Source organism: SAR324 cluster bacterium (assembly GCA_029245725.1).
Taxonomy (GTDB): Bacteria; SAR324; SAR324; order SAR324; family NAC60-12; genus JCVI-SCAAA005.
Genome location: JAQWOT010000297.1, coordinates 1 through 26,029, shown reverse-complemented (window position 1 = coordinate 26,029; position 26,029 = coordinate 1). Strand labels below are relative to the sequence as shown.

25 protein-coding genes are annotated in these 26,029 nt (G+C 46.3%); 10 read left to right on the top strand and 15 right to left on the bottom strand.

Going from position 1 to position 26,029, the window contains the following annotated elements:
* The first annotated feature begins 177 nt into the window (after positions 1-177).
* Entirely contained in the window at positions 178-1,137 is a 960-nt protein-coding gene (locus tag P8O70_16080) for a histone deacetylase (protein MDG2198361.1), read from the top strand.
* Here the strand turns inward: P8O70_16080 and P8O70_16075 are convergent.
* The 7 genes from P8O70_16075 to P8O70_16045 all read right to left on the bottom strand — a co-directional run bounded on the left by P8O70_16075 (position 1,103) and on the right by P8O70_16045 (position 7,171).
* The gene (locus P8O70_16075) at positions 1,103-1,681 is read right to left on the bottom strand and encodes a hypothetical protein (protein MDG2198360.1); all 579 of its coding nucleotides are present in this window, start codon (positions 1,679-1,681) and stop codon (positions 1,103-1,105) included. The two genes, P8O70_16080 and P8O70_16075, sit on opposite strands and share 35 nt — an antisense overlap.
* Positions 1,678-2,628, bottom strand: a complete 951-nt coding sequence (locus tag P8O70_16070; protein ID MDG2198359.1) for an ABC transporter ATP-binding protein — start codon at positions 2,626-2,628, stop codon at positions 1,678-1,680. Before P8O70_16070 ends, P8O70_16075 begins: the two co-directional genes overlap by 4 nt.
* An 8-nt stretch (positions 2,629-2,636) precedes the next feature.
* A complete protein-coding gene (gene fliN / locus P8O70_16065) occupies positions 2,637-2,939 on the bottom strand; it encodes a flagellar motor switch protein FliN (GenBank protein MDG2198358.1) in 303 nt (100 codons plus the stop codon).
* A gap of 122 nt (positions 2,940-3,061) precedes the next feature.
* Positions 3,062-4,372, bottom strand: coding sequence for an RIP metalloprotease RseP (gene rseP / locus P8O70_16060; GenBank protein ID MDG2198357.1), 1,311 nt, complete (start codon positions 4,370-4,372; stop codon positions 3,062-3,064).
* Positions 4,369-5,565, bottom strand: coding sequence for a 1-deoxy-D-xylulose-5-phosphate reductoisomerase (dxr, locus tag P8O70_16055; GenBank protein ID MDG2198356.1), 1,197 nt, complete (start codon positions 5,563-5,565; stop codon positions 4,369-4,371). Before dxr ends, rseP begins: the two co-directional genes overlap by 4 nt.
* Positions 5,562-6,395: a phosphatidate cytidylyltransferase gene (locus tag P8O70_16050; protein MDG2198355.1), complete on the bottom strand. Its 834-nt coding sequence runs from the start codon at positions 6,393-6,395 to the stop codon at positions 5,562-5,564. Before P8O70_16050 ends, dxr begins: the two co-directional genes overlap by 4 nt.
* 26 nt (positions 6,396-6,421) lie before the next feature.
* Positions 6,422-7,171 (bottom strand): isoprenyl transferase, encoded by a 750-nt coding sequence (locus P8O70_16045; GenBank protein MDG2198354.1) that lies wholly within the window; start codon positions 7,169-7,171, stop codon positions 6,422-6,424.
* A gap of 173 nt (positions 7,172-7,344) precedes the next feature.
* Here P8O70_16045 and P8O70_16040 point away from each other — a divergent pair, with 173 nt between their 5' ends.
* Positions 7,345-8,382 carry a glycosyltransferase family 9 protein gene (locus tag P8O70_16040; protein MDG2198353.1) on the top strand — a complete coding sequence of 346 codons (1,038 nt, stop codon included), beginning with the start codon at positions 7,345-7,347 and terminating at the stop codon, positions 8,380-8,382.
* Complete coding sequence (locus P8O70_16035; GenBank protein ID MDG2198352.1) at positions 8,379-9,443, top strand: glycosyltransferase family 4 protein; 1,065 nt, start codon at positions 8,379-8,381, stop codon at positions 9,441-9,443. The genes P8O70_16040 and P8O70_16035 overlap by 4 nt, the downstream gene beginning before the upstream one ends.
* On the opposite strand, the gene P8O70_16030 is transcribed toward P8O70_16035, so the two are convergent.
* From P8O70_16030 to P8O70_16020, 3 genes are read right to left on the bottom strand one after another with little or no spacing between them, the layout of a single operon-like run.
* Positions 9,440-10,363: an alpha-1,2-fucosyltransferase gene (locus P8O70_16030; GenBank protein ID MDG2198351.1), complete on the bottom strand. Its 924-nt coding sequence runs from the start codon at positions 10,361-10,363 to the stop codon at positions 9,440-9,442. The two genes, P8O70_16035 and P8O70_16030, sit on opposite strands and share 4 nt — an antisense overlap.
* Positions 10,364-10,401: 38 nt before the next feature.
* Positions 10,402-10,899 carry a hypothetical protein gene (locus tag P8O70_16025; protein ID MDG2198350.1) on the bottom strand — a complete coding sequence of 166 codons (498 nt, stop codon included), beginning with the start codon at positions 10,897-10,899 and terminating at the stop codon, positions 10,402-10,404.
* On the bottom strand, positions 10,899-11,348 hold the full coding sequence (locus P8O70_16020; GenBank protein ID MDG2198349.1) for a P-loop NTPase: 450 nt from the start codon (positions 11,346-11,348) through the stop codon (positions 10,899-10,901). Before P8O70_16020 ends, P8O70_16025 begins: the two co-directional genes overlap by 1 nt.
* An 83-nt stretch (positions 11,349-11,431) precedes the next feature.
* Between P8O70_16020 and P8O70_16015 the strand changes: the two genes are divergently transcribed.
* Positions 11,432-12,436 carry a P-loop NTPase gene (locus P8O70_16015; protein ID MDG2198348.1) on the top strand — a complete coding sequence of 335 codons (1,005 nt, stop codon included), beginning with the start codon at positions 11,432-11,434 and terminating at the stop codon, positions 12,434-12,436.
* Between the two features lie 8 nt (positions 12,437-12,444).
* Here the strand turns inward: P8O70_16015 and P8O70_16010 are convergent, their stop codons facing one another.
* Entirely contained in the window at positions 12,445-16,914 is a 4,470-nt protein-coding gene (locus tag P8O70_16010) for a DUF748 domain-containing protein (protein MDG2198347.1), read from the bottom strand.
* Between the two features lie 90 nt (positions 16,915-17,004).
* Positions 17,005-18,723 carry a M48 family metalloprotease gene (locus tag P8O70_16005; GenBank protein ID MDG2198346.1) on the bottom strand — a complete coding sequence of 573 codons (1,719 nt, stop codon included), beginning with the start codon at positions 18,721-18,723 and terminating at the stop codon, positions 17,005-17,007.
* A gap of 100 nt (positions 18,724-18,823) precedes the next feature.
* Between P8O70_16005 and P8O70_16000 the strand changes: the two genes are divergently transcribed.
* The gene (locus tag P8O70_16000; protein MDG2198345.1) at positions 18,824-19,984 is read left to right on the top strand and encodes a TraB/GumN family protein; all 1,161 of its coding nucleotides are present in this window, start codon (positions 18,824-18,826) and stop codon (positions 19,982-19,984) included.
* A 10-nt stretch (positions 19,985-19,994) separates the two neighbouring features.
* On the opposite strand, the gene P8O70_15995 is transcribed toward P8O70_16000, so the two are convergent.
* Positions 19,995-21,533, bottom strand: coding sequence for a cryptochrome/photolyase family protein (locus P8O70_15995; protein ID MDG2198344.1), 1,539 nt, complete (start codon positions 21,531-21,533; stop codon positions 19,995-19,997).
* Positions 21,534-21,673: 140 nt separating this feature from the next.
* On the opposite strand from P8O70_15995, the gene P8O70_15990 reads away from it, so the two are divergent.
* Positions 21,674-21,976 carry a hypothetical protein gene (locus tag P8O70_15990; protein MDG2198343.1) on the top strand — a complete coding sequence of 101 codons (303 nt, stop codon included), beginning with the start codon at positions 21,674-21,676 and terminating at the stop codon, positions 21,974-21,976.
* 171 nt (positions 21,977-22,147) lie between these two features.
* Positions 22,148-23,515, top strand: a complete 1,368-nt coding sequence (locus tag P8O70_15985) for an HD domain-containing protein (GenBank protein ID MDG2198342.1) — start codon at positions 22,148-22,150, stop codon at positions 23,513-23,515.
* Here the strand turns inward: P8O70_15985 and P8O70_15980 are convergent.
* A complete protein-coding gene (locus tag P8O70_15980) occupies positions 23,497-23,709 on the bottom strand; it encodes a hypothetical protein (GenBank protein MDG2198341.1) in 213 nt (70 codons plus the stop codon). The genes P8O70_15985 and P8O70_15980 overlap by 19 nt on opposite strands.
* Before the next feature lie 29 nt (positions 23,710-23,738).
* Between P8O70_15980 and P8O70_15975 the strand changes: the two genes are divergently transcribed.
* The 3 genes from P8O70_15975 (at position 23,739) to P8O70_15965 (ending at position 25,081) form a co-directional block, all read left to right on the top strand.
* On the top strand, positions 23,739-23,921 hold the full coding sequence (locus tag P8O70_15975) for a hypothetical protein (protein MDG2198340.1): 183 nt from the start codon (positions 23,739-23,741) through the stop codon (positions 23,919-23,921).
* The gene (locus P8O70_15970) at positions 23,908-24,204 is read left to right on the top strand and encodes a zinc ribbon domain-containing protein (GenBank protein ID MDG2198339.1); all 297 of its coding nucleotides are present in this window, start codon (positions 23,908-23,910) and stop codon (positions 24,202-24,204) included. The genes P8O70_15975 and P8O70_15970 overlap by 14 nt, the downstream gene beginning before the upstream one ends.
* 307 nt (positions 24,205-24,511) lie before the next feature.
* Positions 24,512-25,081, top strand: a complete 570-nt coding sequence (locus P8O70_15965; GenBank protein ID MDG2198338.1) for a histidine phosphatase family protein — start codon at positions 24,512-24,514, stop codon at positions 25,079-25,081.
* Positions 25,082-25,122: 41 nt separating this feature from the next.
* On the opposite strand, the gene P8O70_15960 is transcribed toward P8O70_15965, so the two are convergent.
* Positions 25,123-25,770 carry a 7-carboxy-7-deazaguanine synthase QueE gene (locus tag P8O70_15960; protein ID MDG2198337.1) on the bottom strand — a complete coding sequence of 216 codons (648 nt, stop codon included), beginning with the start codon at positions 25,768-25,770 and terminating at the stop codon, positions 25,123-25,125.
* Positions 25,771-26,029 lie beyond the last annotated feature (259 nt).

Here is a 26,029-nt window from a genome sequence, read left to right as displayed (position 1 = left end):
CTGGCATCAAAAGCTGTTCCGATTCTTTTAGAGATATAATCATAATATTTCTGCCTAATTTATAATTTTCTGTTTTTCAATAATATTTTGACGAACCATTGAAGTGAGTGGATTTTCTCTGAATTTTCTTTATTCAATTAGTTGAAGGTTTTATCGATTTTTACAAACGAGTTTTTAATGTCCTCAGCGCTCCCCCTAGTATACCATCCAGCCTACGATGTCCCAGAATGGAATGAGGAACATCGCTTTCCGATGTCCAAGTTTCGGCGTTTATATAAGATCCTCTCTGAAAAAAAGAATTTTGGTCCAGTGGAATTTTATCAGCCTGAGGTTGCGACTGTCGATCAGTTGAAAGCAGCACACACATTGGATTACATTCAGCAATTTTTAGGAAACCGTCTGGATAAATCTGCTGCCAGGCGAATCGGACTACCTTGGACAGCTGGGCTAGCCCGTAGGACCATCACGGCTGTAGGAGGAACCATCTTGACTTTACGGTTGGCTCTCCAACATGGCTTAGCCTGCAATCTTGGGGGTGGAACACACCATGCGTTTCCAGATTTTGGTTCGGGCTTCTGCATCTTTAACGATGCATCTGTTGCCGCTCGGAAACTACTCCAAGAAGGCTTGGTTGAACAGATCCTGATCGTCGACCTTGATGTCCACCAAGGAGATGGAACCGCCTTCATTCATCAGGATGAAGTGGCAGTATTTACTTTCTCGATGCATTGCCAGTCCAATTTCCCATTCCGCAAACAACATAGTGATCTGGATGTACCTCTTCCTGAGAACTTGGATGATGACAGCTACCTGCGTATTCTAAGAGCAAACCTGCCCGAATTATTGGAGCGTACTGAGCCTGATTTAGTGATTTATAATGCGGGAGTAGATCCCTTCAAGGATGATCCCTTAGGGAAGTTGAATCTGACATGGGAGGGACTCCAAGCTCGCGATCAGTATGTGCTGGAGTGTTGCCTGAATGTGGGAGTGCCGGTCGGGTGTGTGATCGGAGGGGGCTACAGCAAGGATCATGAGGAACTGGCTTGGCGTCATTCCCTCGTACATCGAGCTGCAGCCAAGATCTACCAGGACCGTTTTTCGATCACTCCGTTCCGAAGTTCTCCTGCCGTTGCTTAGATAACCACTCCCCCAAGAAGAGTTGATCGGGTTCAGGTAATCGATAACCAGGTTCCAACAGTAAATTCTGGACCAGCGGTGTGACGCCTAGCACCAACTCATCAGCCCAGTTGGAGGAGGGTATCATTTTGGAGACATAATGAAGGTTGCCCACTCCAAGCTGCCGTTGGAAGCGGAATCGGTGAACCTCGTACCCTTGTTCAACAAAGTTCAGCTCAAATTTTGAGGCTCGCCAGTCAAAATCTATCTCGAAGCTACCGTCTGCTTTCAGGGAACGGAGCAATCTTGCGCGAGGAATGAAGTTGCCTGACTCGCTAGTCTTGTTTCCAGCAAAGCTGCCATAAAACTCCTTGACGATGATGAAACCGCCTCCAACTGGTTTCCCAGACACTACATCTTCGACCTGCCCAGACACTCTTCTTGTCGTCCATCCCAGGTCATAGTCCACAGCTGCAGAATAACAACTGATCAAGCTGCCACAGAGTAAGCACAATACAGTTAGAATCTGTGCAGTGTTCAACGAAAGAGGTTTTCGATCTTTCATGACGACTTCACTGCATGGCAGGCGACCCGATGCCCTTGGCTAAGGCTACTCCATTGGGGCATCCTTTGGGAACAGATACCCTGCGATTCTGAACAACGATGGACGAATGGACAGCCCGGAATAGGCGCGTCTTCTGCTTCGACAGGCGCAATTGGCAACCCTGTCTCTCTTTTTGTGTAAGATGGTAGGCTGTCCAGCAATAATCTTGTGTAGGGGTGTCGTGCTTGATCTAACTGTTGTTTTGGCAATTCTTCCATCAATCTTCCACGATACAGCACCAGAATGCGATCACAGAGTTGGTCAACCACAGCTAGATCATGAGAAATGAAAAGCAGTGTGAGGTTCCGTTCTTTGCGAAGTTGCTGAAGGAGCTTCAGAATTTGAGCCTGAATGGAGACATCAAGCGCAGAGACGGGTTCATCAGCAACCAACATTTCTGGACTAGCAGCAAGCGCTCTAGCAATGGCGATTCTTTGTCGCTGTCCCCCACTGAATTCATGCGCATACTTATCCAGTGCATTGGCTGGTAACCCAACTTCATCAAGCAGCTTGTTGAGTTTCGCAGTCGTCGCAGATTCTGGTTGATGTAGGTTCCACATTTCTCGAAGAAGAAAACCGATTTTCAGCTTCGGATTCAGTGAGGAGAATGGATCCTGAAAAATCATCTGTACACGACCGTAGTACTCACGGGCCTTGAATTTGTGAATATCTTCGCCAGCAAACTGTATCTGCCCACTGGTTGGCTCGTAGATCCGCAACAACAAGCGCGCTAATGTCGATTTTCCACAGCCTGATTCACCAACAAGACCAACGATTTCCTGAGGCTGAATTACTAAATTGATATCTTGTAGTACTGGGGAGGAACTGGCGGTCTGCTGAAGCAGACCGCGTTTTTCCGGAAAGGAATGAGAGAGATGCTGCATCTGCAGCAAAGGACGGTCAGACAAGACGGGGCTTACTCGCGTTTGTCGCCAATTTTTTCATCGGGACGCGTTACCTCGGAGATGCGAATTCCGTAGCGTTCGTTCACAACCACGACTTCACCACGCGCCATTAGTCTCTCGTTGACAACCACATCCATAGGTTCACCAACAACCTTCATAAATTCGATCACTGAACCCTTTTTCAGAGCCAGGATATCTCTGATGAGCATGTCGTTGCGTCCGATTTCCACGGACATGATCATCGGCACGTCTTCTATGAATTTGGTAGTGTGCAATACCCCAGAGGTATCACTACTCAATCCCAAACTACTCATACGGACTCCTCATTGTATTAGTGGGTGTTCCAGGTAGCACCCATAGAGCTAGTCAGCAGGATATGTACCAAGCAAAGTTCGTCACGTGCTGGCATGCATGCCGGAAAATGACCTCCATGGAATTATGTGGCGATCGACAAAATGTCGTGGTACGTCACGAAAACCATCAACAACAACAATACCGAAAATCCCAACATCTGTGTTCGTTCTCGGGTCGCTGCACTCAGGGGTCCTCCCTTGATTTTCTCGACAAGCAGAAAGAAGATATGGCCCCCATCCAACGCAGGAATCGGTAGTAAATTGAAGATTCCCAACTGCAAACTGATTACGGCAATTAGGAAGAACAATTCTCCCACGCCGCTACGTACAGCGTCACCAATAAACATGCCAATCCGGATTGGACCACCTAGATCGTCTGTTGATCCCTGACCACTAAGCATCTGACCAAGAAAATTGAAGGTCGTTTGAGTCATGAAGATGACGCGCTCCGCGCCTAACCCAATAGCCTCTCCAAGCGCATAGGTTTTACGCTCTGTACCCACCTGCAAGCCCAACAGATAACGGCCAACTTCTGGCTCGTATTGAGGAGTCAGTTCCAGCAGCTTGGTTTGTCCATTACGGACCAGTTCCACTGTCATGGGAATTGGATTGGCTGGGGCTGAAGGTTGGCTTTGCTGAACCAAACGAGAAATGTCCGACCAGTCTCCCACATCTTCACCTCCCAGGCGCATGATGCGGTCCCCGATTTCCAGACCTGCTTCATCGGCAGCGGAACCTGAGCTAATGACGCCTATGACTGCAGGAATGTGAGGTACCCAACCTACTTCCCCATAATTCTGCACCTCACGCATTGTGCTCTGAGCTTCAACCTCTCTTCCACTGAGCAGCACAGTCAGGGAAAGTGAATCTGCAGGTGTCAGCGTTCCCCATTCGGATTGAAGTCCTCGCCAATTACGAACCTCTCGGCCATTGACGGCAATTACCTCATCTCCGGCTTGCAGACCAACCGAGGCTGCGAAGCTTTCTAACTTAACTTGTTGAACCACTGGAGGGGCCGACAGGTATGCCGGAGCATCAACACCCACCAGATACACGAGTGGCATGAAGATGAAAGCAAAGACAAGGTTCATCGCAGGGCCTGCAACTAGAATGTAGAAGCGTTGCCAGACTGTCTTCGAAGCGTAGTTTTCAGGATCGTTGGGATCTTCGTCCATGACATTTTGTCCAAACAATCGGACGTACCCTCCAAGTGGAATCCAACAGATCTGGTAATCCGTATTGCCCCTACGAAAACCTGTCATCTTGGGTGGAAAGCCAATCGAGAAAGTTTCGACACGAACATTGACGTGCCGAGCCGCAAGGTAATGCCCGAGTTCATGAATGAAGATCAGAAAACCCAGAACAACAATGAAGGAAAGAACCGTAGTGATCATGAAGTTGTTTCCAGCAAGTGGCGGAGTTGAGATCGACCCCAGCGATCCGCAGCCAGGGCATCATCCACCGAGTTGATGTGTTGGAGATAATTTGGACATTCCGGTTTCTGTCGCCAGCACTCAAGAAGCGACATCAGCCTTTGAAGATAACTTGCGATGTGGTTGAAGTGCAACTCTTCATCTAAAAAAGCTTCCACAACCGCCTCATTTCCTCCATTCAAAACTGCCGGCACCGCCCCACCCTGTCGCAAAGCAGCCAACGCCAAAGCGAGACAAGGGTAACGGACTGGATCAGGATTTTCAAAATGCAAAGAACCAAGTTCGCACAGGTTCAATCTTGGTAAATTCAAAGGCAGACGTTCCGGATAACCCAGGCAGTAGGCCAAGGGAATACGCATATCTGGTTGTCCAAGTTGAGCAATCAGGGAACCGTCAACATATTCAACCAGGGAGTGAACAATGCTTTCATGATGAATCACCACTTCAATTTTTTCTAGAGGAATTCCAAAAAGCCAGTGGGCTTCAATCACTTCAAGACCCTTGTTCATCATCGTCGCTGAATCGATAGTGATCTTGTTACCCATCTCCCAGTTGGGATGTTGTAGCGCCGCTTCCTTGGTAATTGCTGAAAAATCCTCCAGTGGCATATCTCGAAAAGGACCTCCAGAAGCTGTTAGAACCAGTGAAACTACATCTTCACGTCGATGACCAACGAGAGATTGAAAAATCGCATTGTGCTCACTATCCATCGGTAAGATTCGGCTCCCACTTCGATGGGCAACTTGCATGAACAACTCTCCTGCGAGCACCAAGGACTCTTTATTACCAAATACCAAATCTTTTCCAGATTCCAAAGCTTTGAGGCAGGGCGATAATCCTGCACTTCCCACAATTCCTGTGACCACCAAATCTACATCAGGATGTTGTACCAACTCGCAATTCCCTTGGTCTCCAGGAAGAATTTCCAATTCAGACTCATTGAAAAGTTCTCTAAGTTGATTGACCTGATCCGAAGCCTCGACGACGACTTGCTTCGGTGCAAATTCTTTGATCTGATCAATAAGCATTTCGATTGAGCGTCGACAACTCAGTGAGTGAATCTTAAAACGATCGGGGAACTGCCTAACGAGACTTAGTGTACTGCCCCCGATGGAACCTGTAGAACCCAGTAGTGCAATGGATTTTGGATTCATGCGATAAGCAGCATCCAGTAGTAAAAGAAGGGGGTCGTGAGCAGAAAACTATCCAACCGATCTAGGATACCACCATGTCCAGGCAGTACCTTCCCAGAGTCCTTGACACCACAGAGGCGCTTCATTTTCGATTCAACCAAATCTCCGACCTGACCCAACACCGAGATGATAAAAGTTAGCAACAAGGCCATTGGCCAGGAAAATTCTAGCCAATTCACGGCAATCACCGAGCCAACCAGCATACTCCCAACTGTCCCACATAAGCTCCCCTCACGGGTCTTTTTCGGACTGATTCCAGGAGCAAGTGGATTTTTGCCAAATTTGCGTCCACCAAAATAAGCGAGACTATCCGTGAGTACAATCACAACAAGTAACAGACATAGATTCAATTCTCCATGGGGGAGGTCCTTAATCAGTGTCATATGTGGAAAGCTCCAACCAACCCAAAACAATCCAAATAAAGCCCACCCCAAAGAATACAGTTCCTCTAATTGCTGCTTGCGGGAAAAAACCATCTCATGCAGAATCCAGCCACCTGCAACCAAGATCAGCATAGCATTCAGAGCACCGATTCCTCCCAAGAGTGGGCTGATACTTAGTAAAAAAGCAGAGTATAGCCAGCCTCGCCGATTCAGGTGTACTTTCTGTTGGGAGAGCATAGCTCGATATTCCTGCATTCCAAGTATGACGACCACCAAAACCAGCAGACCAACCCATTGGGTGGTGCCATAGGCCAGTGAAAGGATTGCCACTAACACCATCACCATACCACTGAGCAATCTCTGCGTTAGGTTGGAAGACCACCAAGTGGTTGGGCTCACTTCAGACATGCTTTTTTAATTTCAAATAGGAAATGTTAGGCAGAGACAGGTGTGATGTCACCCATTCTACGTTGCCGCTGTTGGTAGGCTTGCAAGGCTTTGTGAAAATCTTCTTTCGTAAAATCAGGCCAGAGAACTTCAGTATAGTAAAACTCTGCGTAGGCTGCCTGCCAGATGAGAAAATTTGATAGCCTTTGTTCTCCACTTGTGCGAATGATCAGATCCGGATTGGGCAGACCAGAAGTGTATAAATGCTTGTTGATGGCCTCCTCATTAATTTCTCCAGCGTGAAGTTCTCCACCTTCAATTTTTCGGGCCATTTGCTGCATCGCTCTGACTAGTTCCGCTCGTCCACCGTAGTTGAGAGCAAGATTCAGCGTTAGGCCAGTATTGCTCTCAGTCAAATTCAAAGCGTTTTCTAGTGGTTTGTGAAGAAATTCTGGAAGGCGTGAGGTATCCCCTGAGATCCGCATACTTACATTATTTTCTAGCATCGTTCCGAGTTCCTTCTGCAAATATTCGTGAAGCAACTCCATTAGTACATTGATCTCTTGGCGAGGGCGAACCCAATTTTCTGTGGAGAAGGCATAGAGAGTGAGGACCTGCAATCCAAGTTCCGCTGCTGTTTCAACAACGGCCCGCACTGCACGAACTGCATTGCGATGTCCTTGGAATCTAGGAATCAATCGCTGCTGGGCCCAACGCCCGTTGCCATCCATGATAATGCCAACATGTTGGGGAAGCCGGGTAAGTTCCAATTGAGAAGGGGATGGAGGCGATGGCATCTGAACTTATGAGCAAGCTATGGGGGACTTGATCCGAGGAAAATTGAGTTGCAAACGCTAAGTCAGGGCTACTCCCAACGCAAGATTTTTGTTGATTTGAAAGGAAGTTAACCAAGCCAAAGTGGACCCAACGCATACAGGTTTCTACCCTGACCTTCAAACCACATGGAATAGTGACTGGATTTCGCAAAATTCTACTGATCCAACTCCGCCGATTAGGGGATGTGCTGATGACCACCCCAGCAATCCGTCAGCTTCACCAAGCCTTGCCTGATGCTGAAATCACCTTTCTGACTGAAACCCCGTCTGAACAACTTTTACAATACAATCCGCACTTGAGCGAGGTCTGGTTACTACCAAAGAAAATGACTTGGGGAGAGAGTTTTAACTTCCTAAAACAACTGCGTCAAATGCGTTTTGACTGTGTGATCGACTTCTTTGGTAATCCCAGAAGTGCCTTCATCAGTAGACTTAGTGGGGCTCCCAAGAGGGTTGGCTTTGATTTTCGAGGAAGAGCTTGGCACTACACTCACGCTGTTCCTCTCCAGAATGGAGTCGGCTACGCAACTTCCCATAAACTCCAACTTCTGGAAGCTTTGGGATTGACGGTGGATATCAAAGATCTCTTACCCGAATTTCCAATCAGCGTGGAGGAGAGAGTTTTTGCGATGGGCTTGCTGGAACAATTAAGAGTGCGGCCAGATGATAGAGTCATCTCCATCTCCCCGGTATCTCGCCAACCTTACAAGCGATGGCCATTGGAAAACTTCGCCAAACTCGCAGATTGGCTGATTGAACAGTATGGAGTAAAAATCCTGTTCATCTACGGACCTGGTGAGCAGGAATTTGTGGATACGGTACGAAGACAGATGTGCTACGAGGCCCTTCCAAATTATGATCCACCAAACCTAGCTCAAACTCGGGCTCTTTTTGAACAAGTGATCCTGCACATTGGTAACGATAATGGGCCAAGGCATTTTGCAGTGGCAGCGGACATCCCAACTGTAGCAATTTTTGGAAGGCCATTGGCTATGAATTGGACTCCACCCAACCAAAACAAACATTTAAGTTTTGAATTCAATCCTGGTTGCAAGACTCAGTGTGACTACCCAAATTGCCAGTTGGAGTGTTTAAACACTCCTCTAATAACTGTAAAGGAAGCGATTGCAAAACAGTTGATGGCACATGACAATCCAGTGTTACTATTATGAAAATCCTGCACTGGTTACACACTCGAAATTGGGGAGGTTTGGAAAAATTTGTAGTTTTCTTCGCCTGTGAGTTGCAAAAGCAAAGTTGCAAAAATACGATCTTTTTCAGCCAGCGGAATGGTATTGTAGACAGTAGAGAACTTCTCCAAAATTCCACTATAGAACTGAGGTCTGGGAACCATTTGGACCTTTGGCAAACTCTTAGAGAACAATCCCCTGACGCAATTATTCATTATACCGGCAGTACGATGCATGCCACCTGGCTGGTGGGCTTGCTTAAATGGCCTAAAAAACACATTAGAGTTTTCATGCATGGTTTTGGGCGTAAGCACGACATCTATCATCATTACCTTTATCAAAAATTTAACTGTATTTTTCCAACTAGATTGACCCACAGTCAGTCCAAAGAACGGTTACCTATTCCTGAGAAGTGTCGCCATTTCCAGTATTTTGGAGTCCCTTTAGCTCGAAAAGTCCAAAAAAAATCTTGGAATTCGCCCCTTACACTGGTCTCACTGTCAAGAATCGAACCAGCAAAAAGGATTCGGGAACTTGTTGAGGCAGTCATAAATGCTTTTCAAATGAACCCAAACCTGCAAGAGCGGTTCATCATCAAGATTTTTGGAAAACCTCATGATCATGACACGAAGGGTCAGGAGTATCTGCAGCAACTTCAGCAAATGGTCCCCCAGCAGCTCACTACAAAGATACTTTTCCCTGGGTTCACCAATGAGCCTAACTTGATACTCGAACAATCACACTTCCTGTTTTTCACATCTCAGAATGAGTTTTACGGATTTTCTTTGCTTGAAGCACTAGCCGCAGGAACACCAACAATTACTGTCAGGCAAGGAAGCTTCGCAGAATTGAATCAGGAAAATTACGGTCGATTCATTGATCTTGAAAACCCTGAATCTGTGCAAAAAGTTCTTGAGGAGATCAACACAATGACAGCACTTGAATATAAAACACTTCAGGAAAACGCAAGAAATCGGGCAGAAGCAGAATTTGATATATCGAAGACAACAGATCAATTTCGGCAGTGGCTAGTCACTCACTAGCCTAGAGATGCGTATTCTTCCCGGAAGGCCCCGTGGGGGTAGGGCAGAATTTCGAAGGAATCCAGTGCGAGGGAAATGGTTGGATTTTCAAGAAAATGAATGGGAACTTTACCGTACCAAGCAGCCCATCCACTAAAAGTACTAGGTGGACCTAGTATCAGGTCACACTTCGACAAAGCAATTAGATCACCGATTACAGTTCCTGGACCTGAAAAACATTGTAGGTCTTGCTTTAGGCTTCCTTGCCACGACACATCAGAGCAAATCAAGAAAGTACAACTTCTGGGATGGTAAAGTTTCCTTATTTCCAGCATTTTCATCAAGTATTGGTTCAGAGAATAAAAGAAACGACCGCCCACGAATTCTTGGTAATCAGTCTGTCTCAGGTGAACTCCAACAAGAAGATCTGTGTGTAATTTTATTTGTGTAACAAACTGTGTCGCTTTTTCCTGATAACAATTCAACGGTGCCAAAAAGCTGCGGATCGTATCGCCATGCCGTACGAACCATTCTCCTGGTGAATAGAAATGAAGTCCCTGCGTGAACAAGATATTCCAAGATTCTTGAATAAAGTCATTCCAAAGTGAATCAGTTTGAATAAGCTTAGAACTTTGTGCTTTTGCCACTCTTATCCCTGCATTCTTTGAGATCGCTAAGGGCTTGGCTAATTTATAAGCTGCGCGGTTTGACCAATAAATCCACTCTCTTGAAGTTTCAGAGGGAGAAACAGTATCTTGATCTTTGGGAAATTTCCCCCATCTCTGATCAGCAGTTCCTTGAAAAAACAACGAATATTCGGCGAAAGCTGGATTCAGTAGTCTCAAGTCTTTCTCTAGCGCAAAAGCAAGCCAGTGTGCATAAAGTTGAAGGCGGTTACCAAGTCGACCTGTTTTTTTGCTAATAATGATAGTTTTTTGCAATAGTTTAGTGCTAGTTGAGAGTTCAGAATGAGGGCATTTCAATGATCTTGACGGTTGGTTGAGATACTGATTTTGGAGGCATTGCCCAACCAATTGCTCTGAATTCTTTTCGCAAGATGTTGGAGAGAACATAGCAATTGTGTAGAAACACCTTGCTGAATCACAGGAGTTTGAGCCTTAAGTGCTGCGGATACTGAAGGATCTGTTGGACACTGTGCCCAACTTTCCAATGGACAGGAAAGTTGATTCCTGGCCAACGCCTGTACTTGCACCCAAAACCCCAGATCCTCTTGCTGCTGAACTTGGTTGAAAACTATACGAACTTGACGTGCTTCCCCATCTTGGTGAAGTGTTTTTGCAATTTCAGGATGATGGGCTGAAATTAGCTGGAGGACTTCCCTCATCGTGACTACAGGTACAGAATTGATTGGTTGGAACAGAAATTTACCTATCTGATTGAGCAAATCACGATCTTTGGAAAGGTAATGCAGTAACCGGCGATAAATAGACTGCCTGAGAAATTCCAGTAGATTCATCACAGATGGAATTCTGGTCTTGTGATCAGTAGTCCGGTTTGAGAAGCATTGAAAAAATCTAGGGTCAACGGGTTATAGCCAGCGCTTAAATCCAAAAGGATGATTTCAGCGGGAAGTTGATATAGTTCTACAAGAAATCGGCGCCGAGCCATTACATTCAGATCGGCCATAAAGGGAGTAGCCCCCTCTCCAGGAAGAAACTGCAAATTTGGATGAAAGGTTGGTACCAGCAGGTTTGTCAATTGGTTGGAACGATCTTGTAAAAATTCCCCCAACCCTGGATTGTTATTTTTCAGCCCCAAATAGTTATGAAGGTTAGCTCCACCAAAATCAAAATCAGCAACGATTACTTGATGACCCAATTTTGCAAGGGAAAAACCGAGATTTGCTGTGATTGCACTCTTGCCGACCCCACCTTTGCCACTAGCAATTGGGATGATTAATTTCACAATCCCTGTTCTCTGGAAAAAGTTGCTGATTGCTGCAATGATATAAAGTTGATTTCTGAGAAACCATCTATCAAACAGGTCATATGAACGCAACTCCAGCCAATCAGAAAACCGCCACAATTATTCCGATTGCGGGGGGCAAGGGAGGTGTGGGCAAAAGCCTGATTGCTGCAAACCTAGCTATTGTGCTGGCAAGACTGGGTCACAAGACAATCGGAATTGACTTGGATCTTGGCGCAGCTAATCTTCACAGTTGCCTCGGACTTAGCGGAGGCACGCCCCCTGGCCTGGCGCGTTTCTTACGCTCAACGGACCAAGCCCCACTAGAATCATATCTGGCTCGTACTCCGCACCGAAATCTCCATTTGCTAGCTGGAGATGAAGGGAATCCCTTCCTTGCTCAATTGAACGTGGCTCAGCAGCGACGGTTGGTGCAACAGATCCGAGCACTCCCTGCAGAATATGTAATTCTGGATCTAGGAGCAGGCAGTTCGTTTAGTACTTTGGATTTCTTTCGAATTGCACACAAGGGCTTGCTGGTCACCACTCCAGAAATCACTTCGCTTCAAAACTTGATGAACTTCCTGAAGAATCTGGCTTTCCGGGTGATTGAACATGCCCTACCACAAGATCGTTCAATCCACCGCAAGCTACAGACTCTTTATACCTCTCCACTAGAATTAAAAAGCAACCAACCTAGTTTGCTACAAACCTTGCTGAGTTCCTTGGATCCCGAGATTGCAGAAAAAGTTTTGAGCAGTTGGCATCAATTCAGACCTCGATTGGTCTTCAACCGTGGATTGGGACCAGATGATCTTACCATCATTCCCGAGTTGGAAAAATACCTCAGGCACCAGCTGGATTTGACTGTAGAATTTATTGGCTATATCCCGGAAGATCTTGCTGTGCTCAATTCACTGAGGCAGGGTAAGTCTTTGATGTCTTTTGCATCTACCAGCAACGCTGGCCAGGATATGATCCGTCTCGCCCGCAGAGTACTTCGTCTATGGGATCAGCCCATTCCCAACAGTGCTAATCAACTGCAGCAATATACTCAACGCCTCTACCCGGAAAGCTCATCACAGTAATTTTGTTTTCAACGGGAGAATCTCAACTCCACTCTACTGGATTGAAAGTGTGATGTGGTTGTTTCAAAAACTGGGTTCAACTTGATCTGCCCAGCTGCCAGCAATCCTTCCTCAAGCAACAGATTACGAATGTTGTAAGCCCGCTGTTCTGCTAGCTCTTCCAAGTCCAGATCCTCGATAGGAATCTTATCCAGTAGCTTCAACCGAACCTCTTCTTCACTGAGACCCTTAGGGCTACCGTAGATTCGTTGAAACATTTGGTTCAAGTAGTTTTGCTGCTCATCTGAAGTAAGAATCATATTTACTGAGATCGAATCTTCGACATTCAAACGAATTAGCTCTGCAATTTTCTCACGGCGAATTTGTCGATCCAGTTCCTGCTCTCGTAAGGCAGCGATCTCTGTGTCACGACGTAAGAGCGTCACCAATTCCATTTTCAGTTGGGGTCGTTCCTTCAACACCTCTCTCAATTGATCCAGTTTTGTTTTTTCTGCAGCTGGGATCTCCAGACTTCCTGGTTGGAAACGGATGATCTGGGTGTTCTCGTCCAAATCCCCATCAAAAACAGCATCGGCAATTAGCGTGAATGGGGCGGTAACTGCCTTACTGACCAGAGTAACAAAAACAGTCAGTGTAGTGCCCCAGAGCCCGAACTCTGGATCTTCGAGGTTTCCGCTAACTGGTACGGAAAGATCGATGGTACCTTGTGGGTCTCGAAGTAACCCGACTGCTAACTCCACTGGGAGGTCCAGTGTGTCTGGCCCAGGAGTTTCAGGGCCTAGCACTAGTCTTTGAATGAGGAGATTGTTCTCAACATCAATTTCTTCTCCAGCCGTTTTGTAATCAACAGATAATTCCACACTTCCTCGGTCAAAACGATAGCCGAGATAGCGCTCTGCATATGGATTAACCCAAAGAAGATCGAAATCTTGTGAATACAGCTTGCCATTGATACCCCAGGAATCCCGGTGCCAATCAAGAGCAAGTTTCGCTTCAAGTGGAGCGACTCCTTCCCAACGCCCTTTTAAATCCAGTTCCAAAGGAACATTTAAGCCAAGAATGTTTTGAATATCGCCTTTGAGGTTTTGCAGCGTGATTAGTACCGGCTTGGCATTACTTGCATCATCCCAGCTCAGATTTCCTCTCTCGAGAGATAGTTTTTTCAGGAAAACAGGGCCTGGTTCCAGATTAGAATCTTCCTCATCCTCCTCACTCTCAAAAAGTGTCATCCATTCCAACCCCCCATCAGTTTGCCTACGGATTGGCAATTCAAAATCTGCCAATAACATCGATCCTAGATCCAAGACAAAAGGATCAAACTCTAGCAGTCCATTCTCGGTTTCAAGCACATCCCACTGACCCATGATTTGACCAGTTCCCTTATCAATCAACCTTGCATCTCGAATACGAGCAAGACCGTCAAAACGTAGCCACTCACCTACAAGATCAAATTTGTAGTAAAATCGCCCCTGAAGGGTGCCGAGAGCCTGATCAGCTTTCAGTGGCGCATATTCAATCCAGTAGGGTTGCCAGGTTAGTAGATCAAAATCTACTAGATCAACATCGAGACTCAGATCTTTGTCAAAGCGAATGGAACCGGTAACAGACCCCTGTCCAGTCTCATCTAGCTTTCCCTGTAGAGTAAAATTCTCGATCCACTGCCGATCAGTATTCAGGTTTTTGACCTGCAGGGATCCGTTGGTAATCACCAACGGTGGCGTTGGAGTCTCTAGATCTTGCCAACTCAAGCGATCTAGGGTTGCCTCTAGTTTGGCAAGTTCCACTTTCCATGGAGTATCATCACTAGATTCAGTTCTTCCATCTTGTTTGGTTGAAGTTGGTAGCCATCGTTCCCAATTGAATCGACCATCAGGTAACAAGGCGAGTTCAATCAAGCCTTTATCTACTGCAACACTTTCAAGAAGAAGTTCCTTTTTGAACCAATCCAGATCCCATTCCACAGCCACTACTTTAGTTAGCCAGAGTTCTGGTTGTATCGCATCTGTAGGAGTCACCTGGAACTGCTGTAGATCCAGTTTTGCCAACTTCGCCTGGCGCTTGCCCCATGACAAATCTAGTCCCAGAGCTGTCAACTGTTTCAGATCCAGACTTGGTGATTTCAAGGAATCCCCAGGAATTTTCAAATTTTGAAATTGAAGTGCTCCCAGATTGAGACGCTGGTCCTCAACTGCTAAAGACAGACCTCCACTGGCCAATCCCCCCAAGGTCAGATCAGGAAGAGAAGAGTTTGCTTGTTTGAGAGATAATTGATGGAGATTCAGAGACTCGAACTCAAACCATTGCCTCGGCCACTCGACAACTGCTCCACTCACAGAAAGCTCTGCGAATTTGAGGTCTGGTAAGGCTTCCTGTGCTTCAACAAGGTCCAGATCCCAAAAATGAAGCTTACCTCCGTCCACTCTCAACTTGAAAGGGCTCCAATTGAGTTGCAATTGCATAGCGCTGTTCATGCGACCAGAGTTGAGTTGCCAAGGCAATTGATCACGAAAGTAAGTTTTCCAAGGCAGTAATTTTAGATTCGCCTTGAGTGCACCTCTCCAAGTTTGCTCACCCCAGCTTGCAATACCATCCAATGAAAACTCTTCCTGCTCAAGAGTCGTCAATTTGAGTCTTGTTCGACTTTCTCCAGCCATTGGCCAACTAAAATCGTTCACCTCCAGCACAGGGATTCGCAGCAGTTTTTTAATCTCTTCTCTGTTCTTTCGCCGATGAATCAAATTCAGAGCCCCGCTGTCAACCTGAAGTTGATTGAGTTGAACTTGCCATTCTGCTTTCTGATCACTTTCCTTTGCATTCCTTGGAGCCAATGAGGGAACCAGTTGATTCCAATTAGTGGTCCAGTCATCATCGAGATATAATAGAAATTGGGGTTGTTTCAAGGAGAGAGAGCTTATCGAAACTTGTTTTGCCGGCAGATTCAGTTCGTCACTGTTTAAATCCAGGCTAGCAAGCTGTAGCCATGTTTCTTGACCTAGATCCAACTGAAAATCTTCCAACTGCAGTGAGGTCTTTTTCAGTCTGGGAAATTGGGACGCAGGATCCCACTCAAAATCTGTTTTCAGATCTAAACTTCCTTTCACTTCAACAGGTATTACGCCTTCAAGAAATGGTGTGAGTTCAGCAAGTTCAAATTCCCTCAGATTTAATTGTCCCTGACTAAGGAGAGTGCCTGGATTGAAAAACCCCCCGAACGAAAGAGTAGGGCCACCTATTCGAGCTAAATTCAAACTCAGAGGTGTTTTTCGGGATGAAACAGGCATCGTCAGTTCACCAACTGAAAATTGATCCAATTGCCATTCTTGAACCTTTGCTGGCTGGCTCTTTTCATCGATAAAGTGAAGCTTCCCTTTTGAGATACGGAGTCCTCCCAACTCCACTGACAATTGTTCCGCACTTGGACTTTCCTCAACCGCATTTCCAGATTTTGTTTGAAGAATCTGTTCCCAGAAGAAAGCTCCATTCTCAGTTCGTGTTAACCAGGCTTCGAATTCACGCAATTCGACCTGCCCTAAAGCTACCTGAAGGCTAGGGAATACCTGAATTTTAGGAATTGGAACCTGAAGATGGCTGATTTCCAGCAATCCTTTAGAAGCCTCACCAGGAAGACTGTTCTGAATGCTGAGTCTTTGAATTTGCAAAGTTCCGCTGAGTGCAAACTTCTCAAAAGGGTCAACCTGAAATCCTAATTTGAGATCTGCGTCAACCAACCCATCTTGAAGCTGAAGCGTCCACTCTTTAGGGAGATACTGCTGAAAATCCGGCAGGTAAAGATTCTTCAGTTGAACGTCGAGACGAACGGTCTCTGAGGGAGCAATAGTGAATTCCTGCGCAACCACCCTCAGGCTAGTTTCCCCTAGCTGTGCAACTAGAGTTGCTGGGCCAGATGCCTGGGCTGGTTGAAGATGAAATGACGAGATTGCTGGGAGGCGAAAATTCAGTCCAGAAATATTGTAGGTTTGCACGTGGGGCACGTCCTGAAACCGCAATTTTCCCTGCCGTACTGCGATGGTTCTAATTTCAAAAGGGAACTTAGCTTCCTCTTGAACGGAAGAAGTTCGATCTGTTTCAGGAGCTGCAATTTGCTCAATCAGGTCGGAGAAATTGAGGCGCTGTTCCCCAAGATGAGAGACATTGAGGTAGGGAGAGATCAGCTCAACCTCTTCAACAACAAAAGCCCATTGCCAGAAGCTATTCCAACTCAGATCAATCCCAATTTCCTCGAGGGAAACAAAAGTTTCTGAATTATCAGCCTCACGGATTTCCAACCCCTGCAGTGTCAACTTGAGGGAAAGCGGCTCCACTCGCACCTGTGTGAGCTGGACTGGACGTCCTAACTGCTTCTCTAGTGCTTTTGGCAACTGCTCCTGTAACCAGCCAGGTCCGCCAAAATAGAGAACAGTCAGCCCAGCCAGTCCAAGCAGGTTCAGGATGAAGACCACCCAAAGAATTCTTTGCACCCAACGCAAGGTCTGTTCTCTAGTGAGTCAGTTGGCTGAAATATTGGGAAAAATCCCGAACGGCAGGAGGGATTTGCCGAGAAAAAAAACTTAGAGGTGAGTGTGCTGGAAATGTTCCATGCGGTCTTGGTAGTAGCGGAGGCCCATGTGATCTACGTTACGGATGTCAGATTCAGCTCGTTCTAAAGCAGTTTTGGCTGTATCTGCTGCTTCTCGCCAGCGTCCCTGAAGAGCATAGCTTTCTGCAAGGGTATCCAAAATATAGGCAGCTGGCTGTAATGCCGCTGCACGCTCTGCAAGCGCTACACTCTCCTGCACTTTTAGGGGTTGCTCGGCAAAATGCTGTGTTAGTAGCCAAGCCAAGTTGTTGAGCGCCCTTGGGTTTTCAGGTTCCCAGACCAAGGCTTGTCGATAGAGTTCTTCGGCGCGCTCAAACTCTGACTTTTCGTAGAATGTATTTGCCGCCTGAATAAACAACCCTACATCTGCTGGCGTTGTTTCCGAAACGATGTTTTCCAATCGCCAAAAAATCAAGCTCTCTTCAGCGTGCTGGGAGGTACTATAAACACTCGCAGAGAGTAACAAACCAAAGAGTAACAGACAGCTACCTTGGATCGTTCTCACTCTTTGGTTGTGCTTTGCAACTCTCTCAGGTTGTTCTTCACAGAGTTTTAGAAATTCCAATCGCTGCTGAATCCCATAGTGATGCCAGTTGTCTTGATGCAGGGCAATTCGGTTAAGGTAGCCAACTTTAGTCAAAGCAGTGGCAAAAGGCTCCCAACCACATCTCATAAAGGCATTACAATCAGCTTGTCGCTCAAAATTTCTGCTCAGAAATCCTATTCCTCCCCTAAGAAATAAAGCTAGCAACCCTAACAACAAAAATCCCTGTAGCCAGTCCGGCGGTGTAAAGCCTGTGATCCACTGGGTAAACTCCACCCCAACCAGAATCAGAAAAAGCAACTCTACAAAACCAAGGAAAGCAAGTGCATAGAAGAATAGATGCCAGCGTCGGAGATGTCCTGCTTCATGAGCTACGACTGCACGTAATTCCTGTGAATTCAAATGGGCCAGCAGTTGCGGACTGACCAGCAGAAAGCGAGCCCATGGAAGAATTCCAATCACTCCAGCGGTCGCCGTCTGAGTGATGTGTCCGGGCCAACAAAACACACCTTGAACGGAAGTTCGGTTAGCTTTCAGTTCAGTGGTGATCTCATCTCTAACTTCTGAGGGCACAGGTTGTATTCCCCAACTGAGCACCACAAACCATGGCGCAGTTCCCAACAAAATCAACAGACTCAATCCTAACTCAACCAGCACTTGGTTGCTGACTGCTTCATCAAGAGTAGTCTTGTCGAGCAGAAGAGTGAGCCCTAAGTGCAAGCCTGTAATCAAAATCAAAGGAAGTTGCAGGCGTAGCGTCTGGATCGTCTTCAACCACTTTTGACCATCTGTCCTACAGGGGTGAGCCGCAAGGCTATCTGTAATCCAATAGACCAATACCAAGAGGAAAACGACCGTGGCTTGATCCATCCTCATACTTTCCCAGTAAGTAGCCAATCCAATAGGCAACCGTGTGGCCCAACTCAAGCCAGCCCAAAGTCCAGCAACGGCCCATCTTGGCAACGCTTGAATCCAAATTCTGTTGGATTGAGACTGCCACTGCCCAAGCAAAAGACTGCTGATCAGGAGCAAGATCAAGGTTTCGACTGGTCCGAGAGGGATCACGGCTTCTTCAGGTAGCATCGGCAATACCAGCAATGACAACCCTAACGAAGCAAGAATCAATGGCAGGAAAGGGAGAAACATTTGTTTTTCTTCTGTTAAAATCCTATCAAATAAATTGGAAATGTAGAAAGCTTGGGCTAATTTAAGTAATTTTTCTTAACTCTTGCCTAGGACGCTGAGCATGGAATATTCGGCCAATGTACATGAGATCGAGCACGAAGGGAAACGGATCGTGCTGGTCGGAACCGCCCACATCTCACGAGAGAGTGTAGAAGAAGTCAGTCGGGTCATTGAACAAGAGCAACCTGATGCGGTGTGCATTGAACTTTGTGCTGCCCGTTACGAAGCGCTCCGCTATGGAGATCGCTGGAAGGAAATGGATCTCTTCAAGGTCATTCGCCAGGGCAAAGCCATGCTATTGTTGGCAAATCTCCTGATGTCTGCATTCCAGCGACGCCTTGGTGCTCAATTAGGCGTAGAGCCCGGTGCTGAAATGGTTGAAGCTGCCCGTGTTGCCGAAGATTTAGAAGCAAAAATCGTGTTAGCGGATCGAGATGTCCGAGTGACACTGCAACGCACATGGCGGAGACTCTCATTTTGGCGAAAGTGGAAACTCAGTGGTCAGTTGATGGGCAGCATGTTTGTCGATGATCCCATTCAGCAAGAAGACATTGAACGTATGAAACAAAGTGACGTTCTGACAGATGCCCTTGAAACTTTGGCTTCTCAAGCTCCGGAGATGAAGGAGACCTTGATTGATGAGCGTGACCAGTATCTTGCTGAAAAAATCAGACAAACTGACATGCCCAAGATCGTCGCGGTAGTTGGAGCTGGACACGTACCCGGAATCAAGCGTGAACTTGGCAAAGAGCATGATCTCAATGAGTTGGAACGGGTACCTCCTCCCGGATCACTCGGAACAATTCTCAAGTGGGGAATTCCGGCATTGATTATCGGCTTGATCGTCTACGGCTTTACCATGGCGGATACCAGCGTCAGTTGGGAAATGATAGAACGCTGGTTCTGGATCAATGGCAGTCTCGCTGCTCTTGGTTCCGCATTAGCACTTGCCCATCCCCTGACCATCGGCTCTGCCTTCATAGCAGCCCCGTTTACTTCTCTGAATCCTGCTGTAGCTGCTGGTTGGGTCGCTGGCCTAGTGGAAGTTCTCATCCGACGACCACAGGTTCGAGATTTTGAAGGCTTGATGACAGATGTTCAGGAATTCAAGGGTTTTTGGCGTAACAAGATCACTCGTGTACTCTTGGTAGTCGTTTTTGCAAATCTTGGTAGCACAATTGGAACGATCACCGGTGGCTTTGCCATTGCTTCGTTACTCTAAAATCCTGCGATCATAGTTCTTCAAGGTGTTCCTTTAGCCAAACAGCTCTCTCACGGATAGCAACTTGCTCGTCTGAGTCCATTTTGTCCCAAGTCCGATAGACCATGCCGATGCGTGGATTTCGAATCAGCTTTTCACGATGTCGGTCATGGAAGTCCCAATATAGACTATTGAAGGGGCAAGCCAACATGCCGTGTCTGGATTTCGCATCGTACGGACACTGCTCGCAATAGTGTCCCATTTTCTTGAGATAGTTGGCAGAAGACACATACGGTTTCGTTGCCAGCAGTCCTCCATCGGCAAATTGACTCATCCCACGCGTATTGGGCAACTCAACCCACTCGATTGCATCGATATAAATTCCCAAATACCACCGATCGACCTCAGCTGGATCAATTCCAGCCAACAACGCAAAATTACCCGTCACCATCAATCGTTGAATATGATGAGCATATGCATACTCTAGAGATTGCTCTATAGCATGTGACAAGCAGCGCATTCTGGTTTTCGCATTCCAGAACCAGGATGGTAGGGGGAGTTTGTGTCCAAGGGCATTACTCTCCGAATAAGCCGGCATCTCTGTCCAGTAGATTCCCCGGATATATTCACGCCAGCCAAGGATTTGCCGAACAAAGCCCTCTACCTGGGCCAAGCTGATTTGATCTGGACGGTCCTCCCATTCTTGAATTACTCTATCCAGCACTTCCCTTGGGTGCAGAATCTTCACGTTTAGAGCAAATGAAAGCCTCGAGTGAAAAAGGAAAGGGTCTGCCTCGGTCATTGCATCCTGATAACTTCCAAAATGAGGCAGTCCATACTTGCAGAAGTAATCGAGTAATTTGAGACTCTGTGCCCGATCAATAGGCCACTCAAGTTGATTGTTGTGAATCGAACCGATCGTTTGTACACCTGCGTTACGGACCATCTCCAAAAGTTCATCAACCTGGTTTGCAAACTTCACTCTTGGTGGAATAGGGACATGTCCATCATATTTTTGCCGATTCTCTGCATCAAAATTCCACTTGCCACCTGATGGTTTTGAGCCCTGCATCAATAGCCCTGTTTGCTTCCGCAAGTGACGATAGAAAGACTCCAGCAAGTACTGCTTTTTGCCGACAAAGAAATCCTTAACCGCTTCTCGATCACAGAGAAAATGCTCGGTATCCACCATTATCGAGGATACCCCTGGTTGACTACTCAACTTCAGAAACATTTGATCCAGACGATACTCATCAGGTGACTGATAAGCCCAGGTAGCCTCAGGGTTTTCCTCCAGAGCCCACTTCAGATTTTCACCAAAGGACTGCTGGTTTCTTGGATCATCTAGTTTAAGATACAAAATCCGGTGTCCCTTTGCTGAAAGAAGAGCCGCAAACGCTCGCATCGCTGCAAAAAAAGCAATCACTTTCTGAATATGATGCGAGACGTAATCGGTTTCGGAACGCACCTCCATCATCAAGTACAAAACTTCTGGGCTCACCTTTTCAAACCAACTATGCCCCTCGTACAACTGGTCCCCAAGAATGAGTCGGACCTCTTTAATTACCATCTAGTAGTACCTCTGATAAATTTCTAATAATTTTCTGATAAATTTTTGCAATTTTAGTTGCAATTAATGGAGTTAGGCGCTAAATTAATATATGTTCGATGTTAACTCCTCCCTATAAACTTCTCAATTAAGGAGAAATTATGTTCGCTGAATTCAATAACATTGTGAAAGAAGTTTGCAATAACATGTACGATCAAGGCATGAAGAATGTTGCGCTGATGGAAGATTCCCAGAAGCAATTCATTGCTTTGAGTTACAAATCTGTAGCCGGCGTAGAAGGATGGAATTCTTTCGTACAACCAATGCAAGAAGTTCAGACACAAATGCTGGACATGAGCTACTCCGCAATGCGCACCGCTTCTTCCCAAATGAAAGCGATGACCGACGAAGCTGTCAGCAACTTTGAGAATACTGTGGTCTCCGCGATGCCAAAAGCCAACTGAGTGGCGCATTCCGACTGACAACCTCCCAAAAAGCGTAATAGATTCCCAAGAGAATCTGCTACGCTTTTTATGTTTTAACCTCCCTTGCTTGCATCCTCACTCTAGCCTAGCTACATTCTTTAAGCTACAACAGTGCTTTCCTAAACTTGAAGCATCTGCTGAACTGAATTCATGCAATTATCAGCTGAACTTACGAAACTAGCCAACGCCATTCATCAACAAGGAGGACAACCGATCCTTGTTGGAGGGAGCGTCAGGGACCATTTGCTGGGACAACTGCTTCCTAAAGATTTGGATTTGGAGGTCTACCGTCTCGAAGCGAATGAACTTGAGGGAGTGTTGTCCAAATTCGGTAAGGTTCTTCGAGTTGGCAAAAGCTTTGGAGTGCTGAAGCTGATCACCCAACATGCTGAGTATGATGTCAGCCTTCCTAGACGGGAAAGTAAGACCGGTAAAGGGCACAAGGGTTTTTTGATCAATGCTGATCCCCAAATGACATTTGAAAAGGCTTCGGCTCGCAGGGATTTTACAGTCAACAGCATCGGCTTCGACCCAATTCAACAGCTATGGTTAGATCCACATCGCGGTCAGGAAGATTTGAAGAAGGGGATTCTCCGCCATGTTGGGCCCGCATTCGCTGAGGACCCCTTGCGGGTGCTACGAGGAGCCCAGTTCGCAGCTCGTCTGAATTTTCAGTTGGCCCCAGAGACCATTGAACTATGCAAGACTCTGGATTTGAATGAATTGTCCCGTGAGAGGTTGCTGGGTGAGTTCAAGAAACTACTGCTTCGTCCAGAACGACCGTCTATTGGGCTGGAAATCCTTCGGCAGACCAAAGCCTTGCGTTTCTTTCCAGAGTTGGAAGCCCTGATTGATGTGCCGCAAGATCCGACCTGGCATCCTGAAGGATGTGTCTGGACCCACACACTGATGGTATTGGATGAGGCCTCAAGACTGCGTGTTGGTGAGGAAAAAGCCGACCTCGTTTTGATGTTTGGAGCTCTCTGTCATGACTTCGGTAAGCCTGAGACGACGATCTGGAAAGATGGGCACTGGCGTAGTCCTGCACACGATGTTCTGGGAATGCAGCCCACCGAGAAATTTTTGAGAAGGTTAACAGATGAAGCTTCTCTGATTGAAAAAGTGATGGTTTTAGTGAGGGAACATCTCCGCCCATCTATGCTCTACAACGACCGTGAAAAGGTCACACCCGGTGCGATTCGAAGGCTGGCTCTACGAGTATCTATTCCAGAACTACTACTGGTAGCGGAAGCTGATCATTTTGGTAGGACTACTAAAGATGCATTACGCCGAGAGTTTCCAGCTAAACAATGGCTCCTGGATCAGGCGTCTCAGCTTGATGTTTGTGATGAGAAACCCAAACCTTTTCTAAAAGGTCGGCACCTTCTCCAGCTAGGCATGCGACCGGGTCCCCGAATGGGGAAAGTCCTTGAAGAAGCCTTTGTGCTACAGTTGGACGGAGCCATCGTTAATTTGGAAGAAGCCAAAGCTTGGGCCAATCAACGCCTTAATTCCTGATTCGGCAACTGCAACCGTTTGATTTGTGGGAGGGATTGCTTACGACTCTGCCAGAGCCAAATTAGACAGCGCACAGCAATCCCAGCAGCCATCAGATAAGCATACCAGGGCGGATCACTGAGATAGGCCTGCCAGGTCCACCAGCCTGTTCCAGCCAAAATGAGCACAGGGAAGCAGACAGACCAATGCATCACCAGCCATCCTGAGTTTTCAAGGAGAATTCATGGGCAAGGAGAACAGAACTCTCCCCTTCACCCGTTGGAGAGAGAAAGTAAAAGATTCAGAACGCAACTACAATCGCCAAAAAAATCACCAAGACCTAAAAGCAGAACTTGATGAACTGAACTCTGAAATAGACACACCAGGTGTGAATTGTCCCACCAAGGATCCAGATGCCCCTTTATGAATATGCTTGTGAAGATTGTGGGAAAAAATGCGAAGTGCTGCAAAAAATCTATGAATCCAACCCACAAAATTGCCCAAATTGTGGCAAGCTAGCTCTTCAACGGGTAGTTTCCAATTTTGGTACAAAGCTACCCGGGCTTGATAGTCGTCAGGAACTACGTAAGCGCTTGCCCAAGTCTCAGCCCCAGACCAATGGAACAGCAGTTACTCATTCTCATGGACCAGCCTGTGGACACAGTTCTGGTTTTTCACAACGCTTGAAGCAATACGAAAAACGAATGTAAGTTCCTTTCTTTCAGTAAATCAATCCCAGAAGCTTTCCAGCAACTATCCCAATACCCTCAAATAACGGCTGTCTCCATTCTTTGCTTTCCCCATGAACTGAGGCAAAGGGCGTTTCTTATTAGAAAACCAGTTAGATCAAAAAAGATTTCGAAAATTGACAGCCTTTGCCAAAGCTTATTCAGGCAAAATTTGATTCGAATCCGATGAGTTTTGCTCATACTCTGTTTGAGTCATTGGGCATGTAGCACGCAGCACCTGATCTCAACTATACAAACCATCTTTTCTTTCAATTCCAAAGGAAAATCGATGAAAGTGTTCTTAGTCCGACATGGAGAGGTTTTCAACCCAAAGCAAATCATCTATGGCAAAATCCCTGGTTACTTTCTCAGTGAGAAAGGCTGCCAGGACATCAAAAACATAGCTGAAAAGTTGCAGAAGAATGCGCCATTTGAGCTGATTTATGCTTCACCAATGGATCGGACTCGCCAAAGTGCTGAAATCATCTCCTCCATTGTCCCGTCAACTATCGAAGTGGAACCAAGGATCACAGAGACAGATGTGGGAAGTTTTCAGGGAGAGCCTTTCACCAAACTCCCTGCAGATTATTTCAGTGATTCCTCCGAGAAATATGGCATCGAGTCGCCAACGATGGTACTGAGCCGGATGATGAATTGGTTTGAAGAGATCCGAAAGAAACATGTTGGAAGGACACTCATAGCGGTTTCACATCGAGATCCGATTGGTGCTCTGGTGAACGAATTGAACAAGGCTGCAACCAAAAAAGTTGAGAATTGCTTCCCAGATACAGCTCAAGCTTTCGAAATCGAATCATTTGGGGATCAACTGAACATCCTAACACTGCATTCTGGGAGCTAGCGATAAAGCTGAGATTGAATCAAACGAATGAGAGAGGCGATTCAGGGTAACTGGAGATATTTGTGGAGTTGCACAGAAATTTTCCAATCTGGCTTCTGCCGAAGAATCTGTAGAATCAGGGGGGTACCTTCTAGTTTTTTAGACCATTCCGGTTGGAGGTAGATCAGAATCCCACGTTGGGCTGCTTGATCTAGTAATTGCTCGTAAACTTCCAAATCATTAGCTTCACTGATCACCACCTTAATTTCCTGAGAATTTGTCCAGAAAGTTGGACTCTGCTGGTCTTTCAGATAATCAGTTGCATGCAATTTTGGGCTGAACGTCACCCAAACCTGGGGAAACTTCTCAAAAGGGAAGGCCTTTGCTCCACTCGTTTCAACCGCCACTTCAAAGCCGTCTCCCACCAACCTCTCAAGCAATTCCTCAAAATCATGATGGTAGAGTGGTTCCCCACCGCTGATGATGACATAGCGACTTTGCAATTGTTCTCGCAGGGATTCATAGTCTATTGACAATCGAGGGAGTTTGTTCAAATCCTCACGGTTTCCTGGTGCATAGCCTGTATCGCAAAACCAGCAACCAACCGGACAACCGAAGAGTCGAATAAATGAACAACTTCTTCCTGCATGGAATCCCTCTCCCTGGATCGTCAGAGGAATGATTTCCTGAATGTTTTTAATGACTGTCAAAGAAGGATGTCGAAAAAGGAATTAAATCAGCTGCCAGCTGTTGCAGAACCATGGATGCTTTTTCTAAATCTAGACTCTAAAAGCGGGAGATAGTCAAATGATAGACTCAAAAACATACTTTACTGAAAATCGTGATCAACAAATTGCCTATAAAAAATATGGATCGAATGGAAATGAAAAAATAGTTTTCCTGCATGGTTTGACAAGCAAGAAGGAGGACTGGAATTCACAGGAAGCTAACAAGGGGACGACTTATATT

Coding starts and splice junctions, on each gene's coding strand:
- P8O70_16080 (MDG2198361.1), top strand. CDS start 178: ATGTCCTCAGCGCTCCCCCTAGTATACCATCCAGCCTACGATGTCCCA.
- P8O70_16075 (MDG2198360.1), bottom strand. CDS start 1,681: ATGAAAGATCGAAAACCTCTTTCGTTGAACACTGCACAGATTCTAACT.
- fliN (MDG2198358.1), bottom strand. CDS start 2,939: ATGAGTAGTTTGGGATTGAGTAGTGATACCTCTGGGGTATTGCACACT.
- rseP (MDG2198357.1), bottom strand. CDS start 4,372: ATGATCACTACGGTTCTTTCCTTCATTGTTGTTCTGGGTTTTCTGATC.
- dxr (MDG2198356.1), bottom strand. CDS start 5,565: ATGAATCCAAAATCCATTGCACTACTGGGTTCTACAGGTTCCATCGGG.
- P8O70_16050 (MDG2198355.1), bottom strand. CDS start 6,395: ATGTCTGAAGTGAGCCCAACCACTTGGTGGTCTTCCAACCTAACGCAG.
- P8O70_16045 (MDG2198354.1), bottom strand. CDS start 7,171: ATGCCATCGCCTCCATCCCCTTCTCAATTGGAACTTACCCGGCTTCCC.
- P8O70_16035 (MDG2198352.1), top strand. CDS start 8,379: ATGAAAATCCTGCACTGGTTACACACTCGAAATTGGGGAGGTTTGGAA.
- P8O70_16025 (MDG2198350.1), bottom strand. CDS start 10,899: ATGAATCTACTGGAATTTCTCAGGCAGTCTATTTATCGCCGGTTACTG.
- P8O70_16015 (MDG2198348.1), top strand. CDS start 11,432: ATGAACGCAACTCCAGCCAATCAGAAAACCGCCACAATTATTCCGATT.
- P8O70_16005 (MDG2198346.1), bottom strand. CDS start 18,723: ATGTTTCTCCCTTTCCTGCCATTGATTCTTGCTTCGTTAGGGTTGTCA.
- P8O70_16000 (MDG2198345.1), top strand. CDS start 18,824: ATGGAATATTCGGCCAATGTACATGAGATCGAGCACGAAGGGAAACGG.
- P8O70_15995 (MDG2198344.1), bottom strand. CDS start 21,533: ATGGTAATTAAAGAGGTCCGACTCATTCTTGGGGACCAGTTGTACGAG.
- P8O70_15990 (MDG2198343.1), top strand. CDS start 21,674: ATGTTCGCTGAATTCAATAACATTGTGAAAGAAGTTTGCAATAACATG.
- P8O70_15985 (MDG2198342.1), top strand. CDS start 22,148: ATGCAATTATCAGCTGAACTTACGAAACTAGCCAACGCCATTCATCAA.
- P8O70_15975 (MDG2198340.1), top strand. CDS start 23,739: ATGGGCAAGGAGAACAGAACTCTCCCCTTCACCCGTTGGAGAGAGAAA.
- P8O70_15970 (MDG2198339.1), top strand. CDS start 23,908: ATGCCCCTTTATGAATATGCTTGTGAAGATTGTGGGAAAAAATGCGAA.
- P8O70_15965 (MDG2198338.1), top strand. CDS start 24,512: ATGAAAGTGTTCTTAGTCCGACATGGAGAGGTTTTCAACCCAAAGCAA.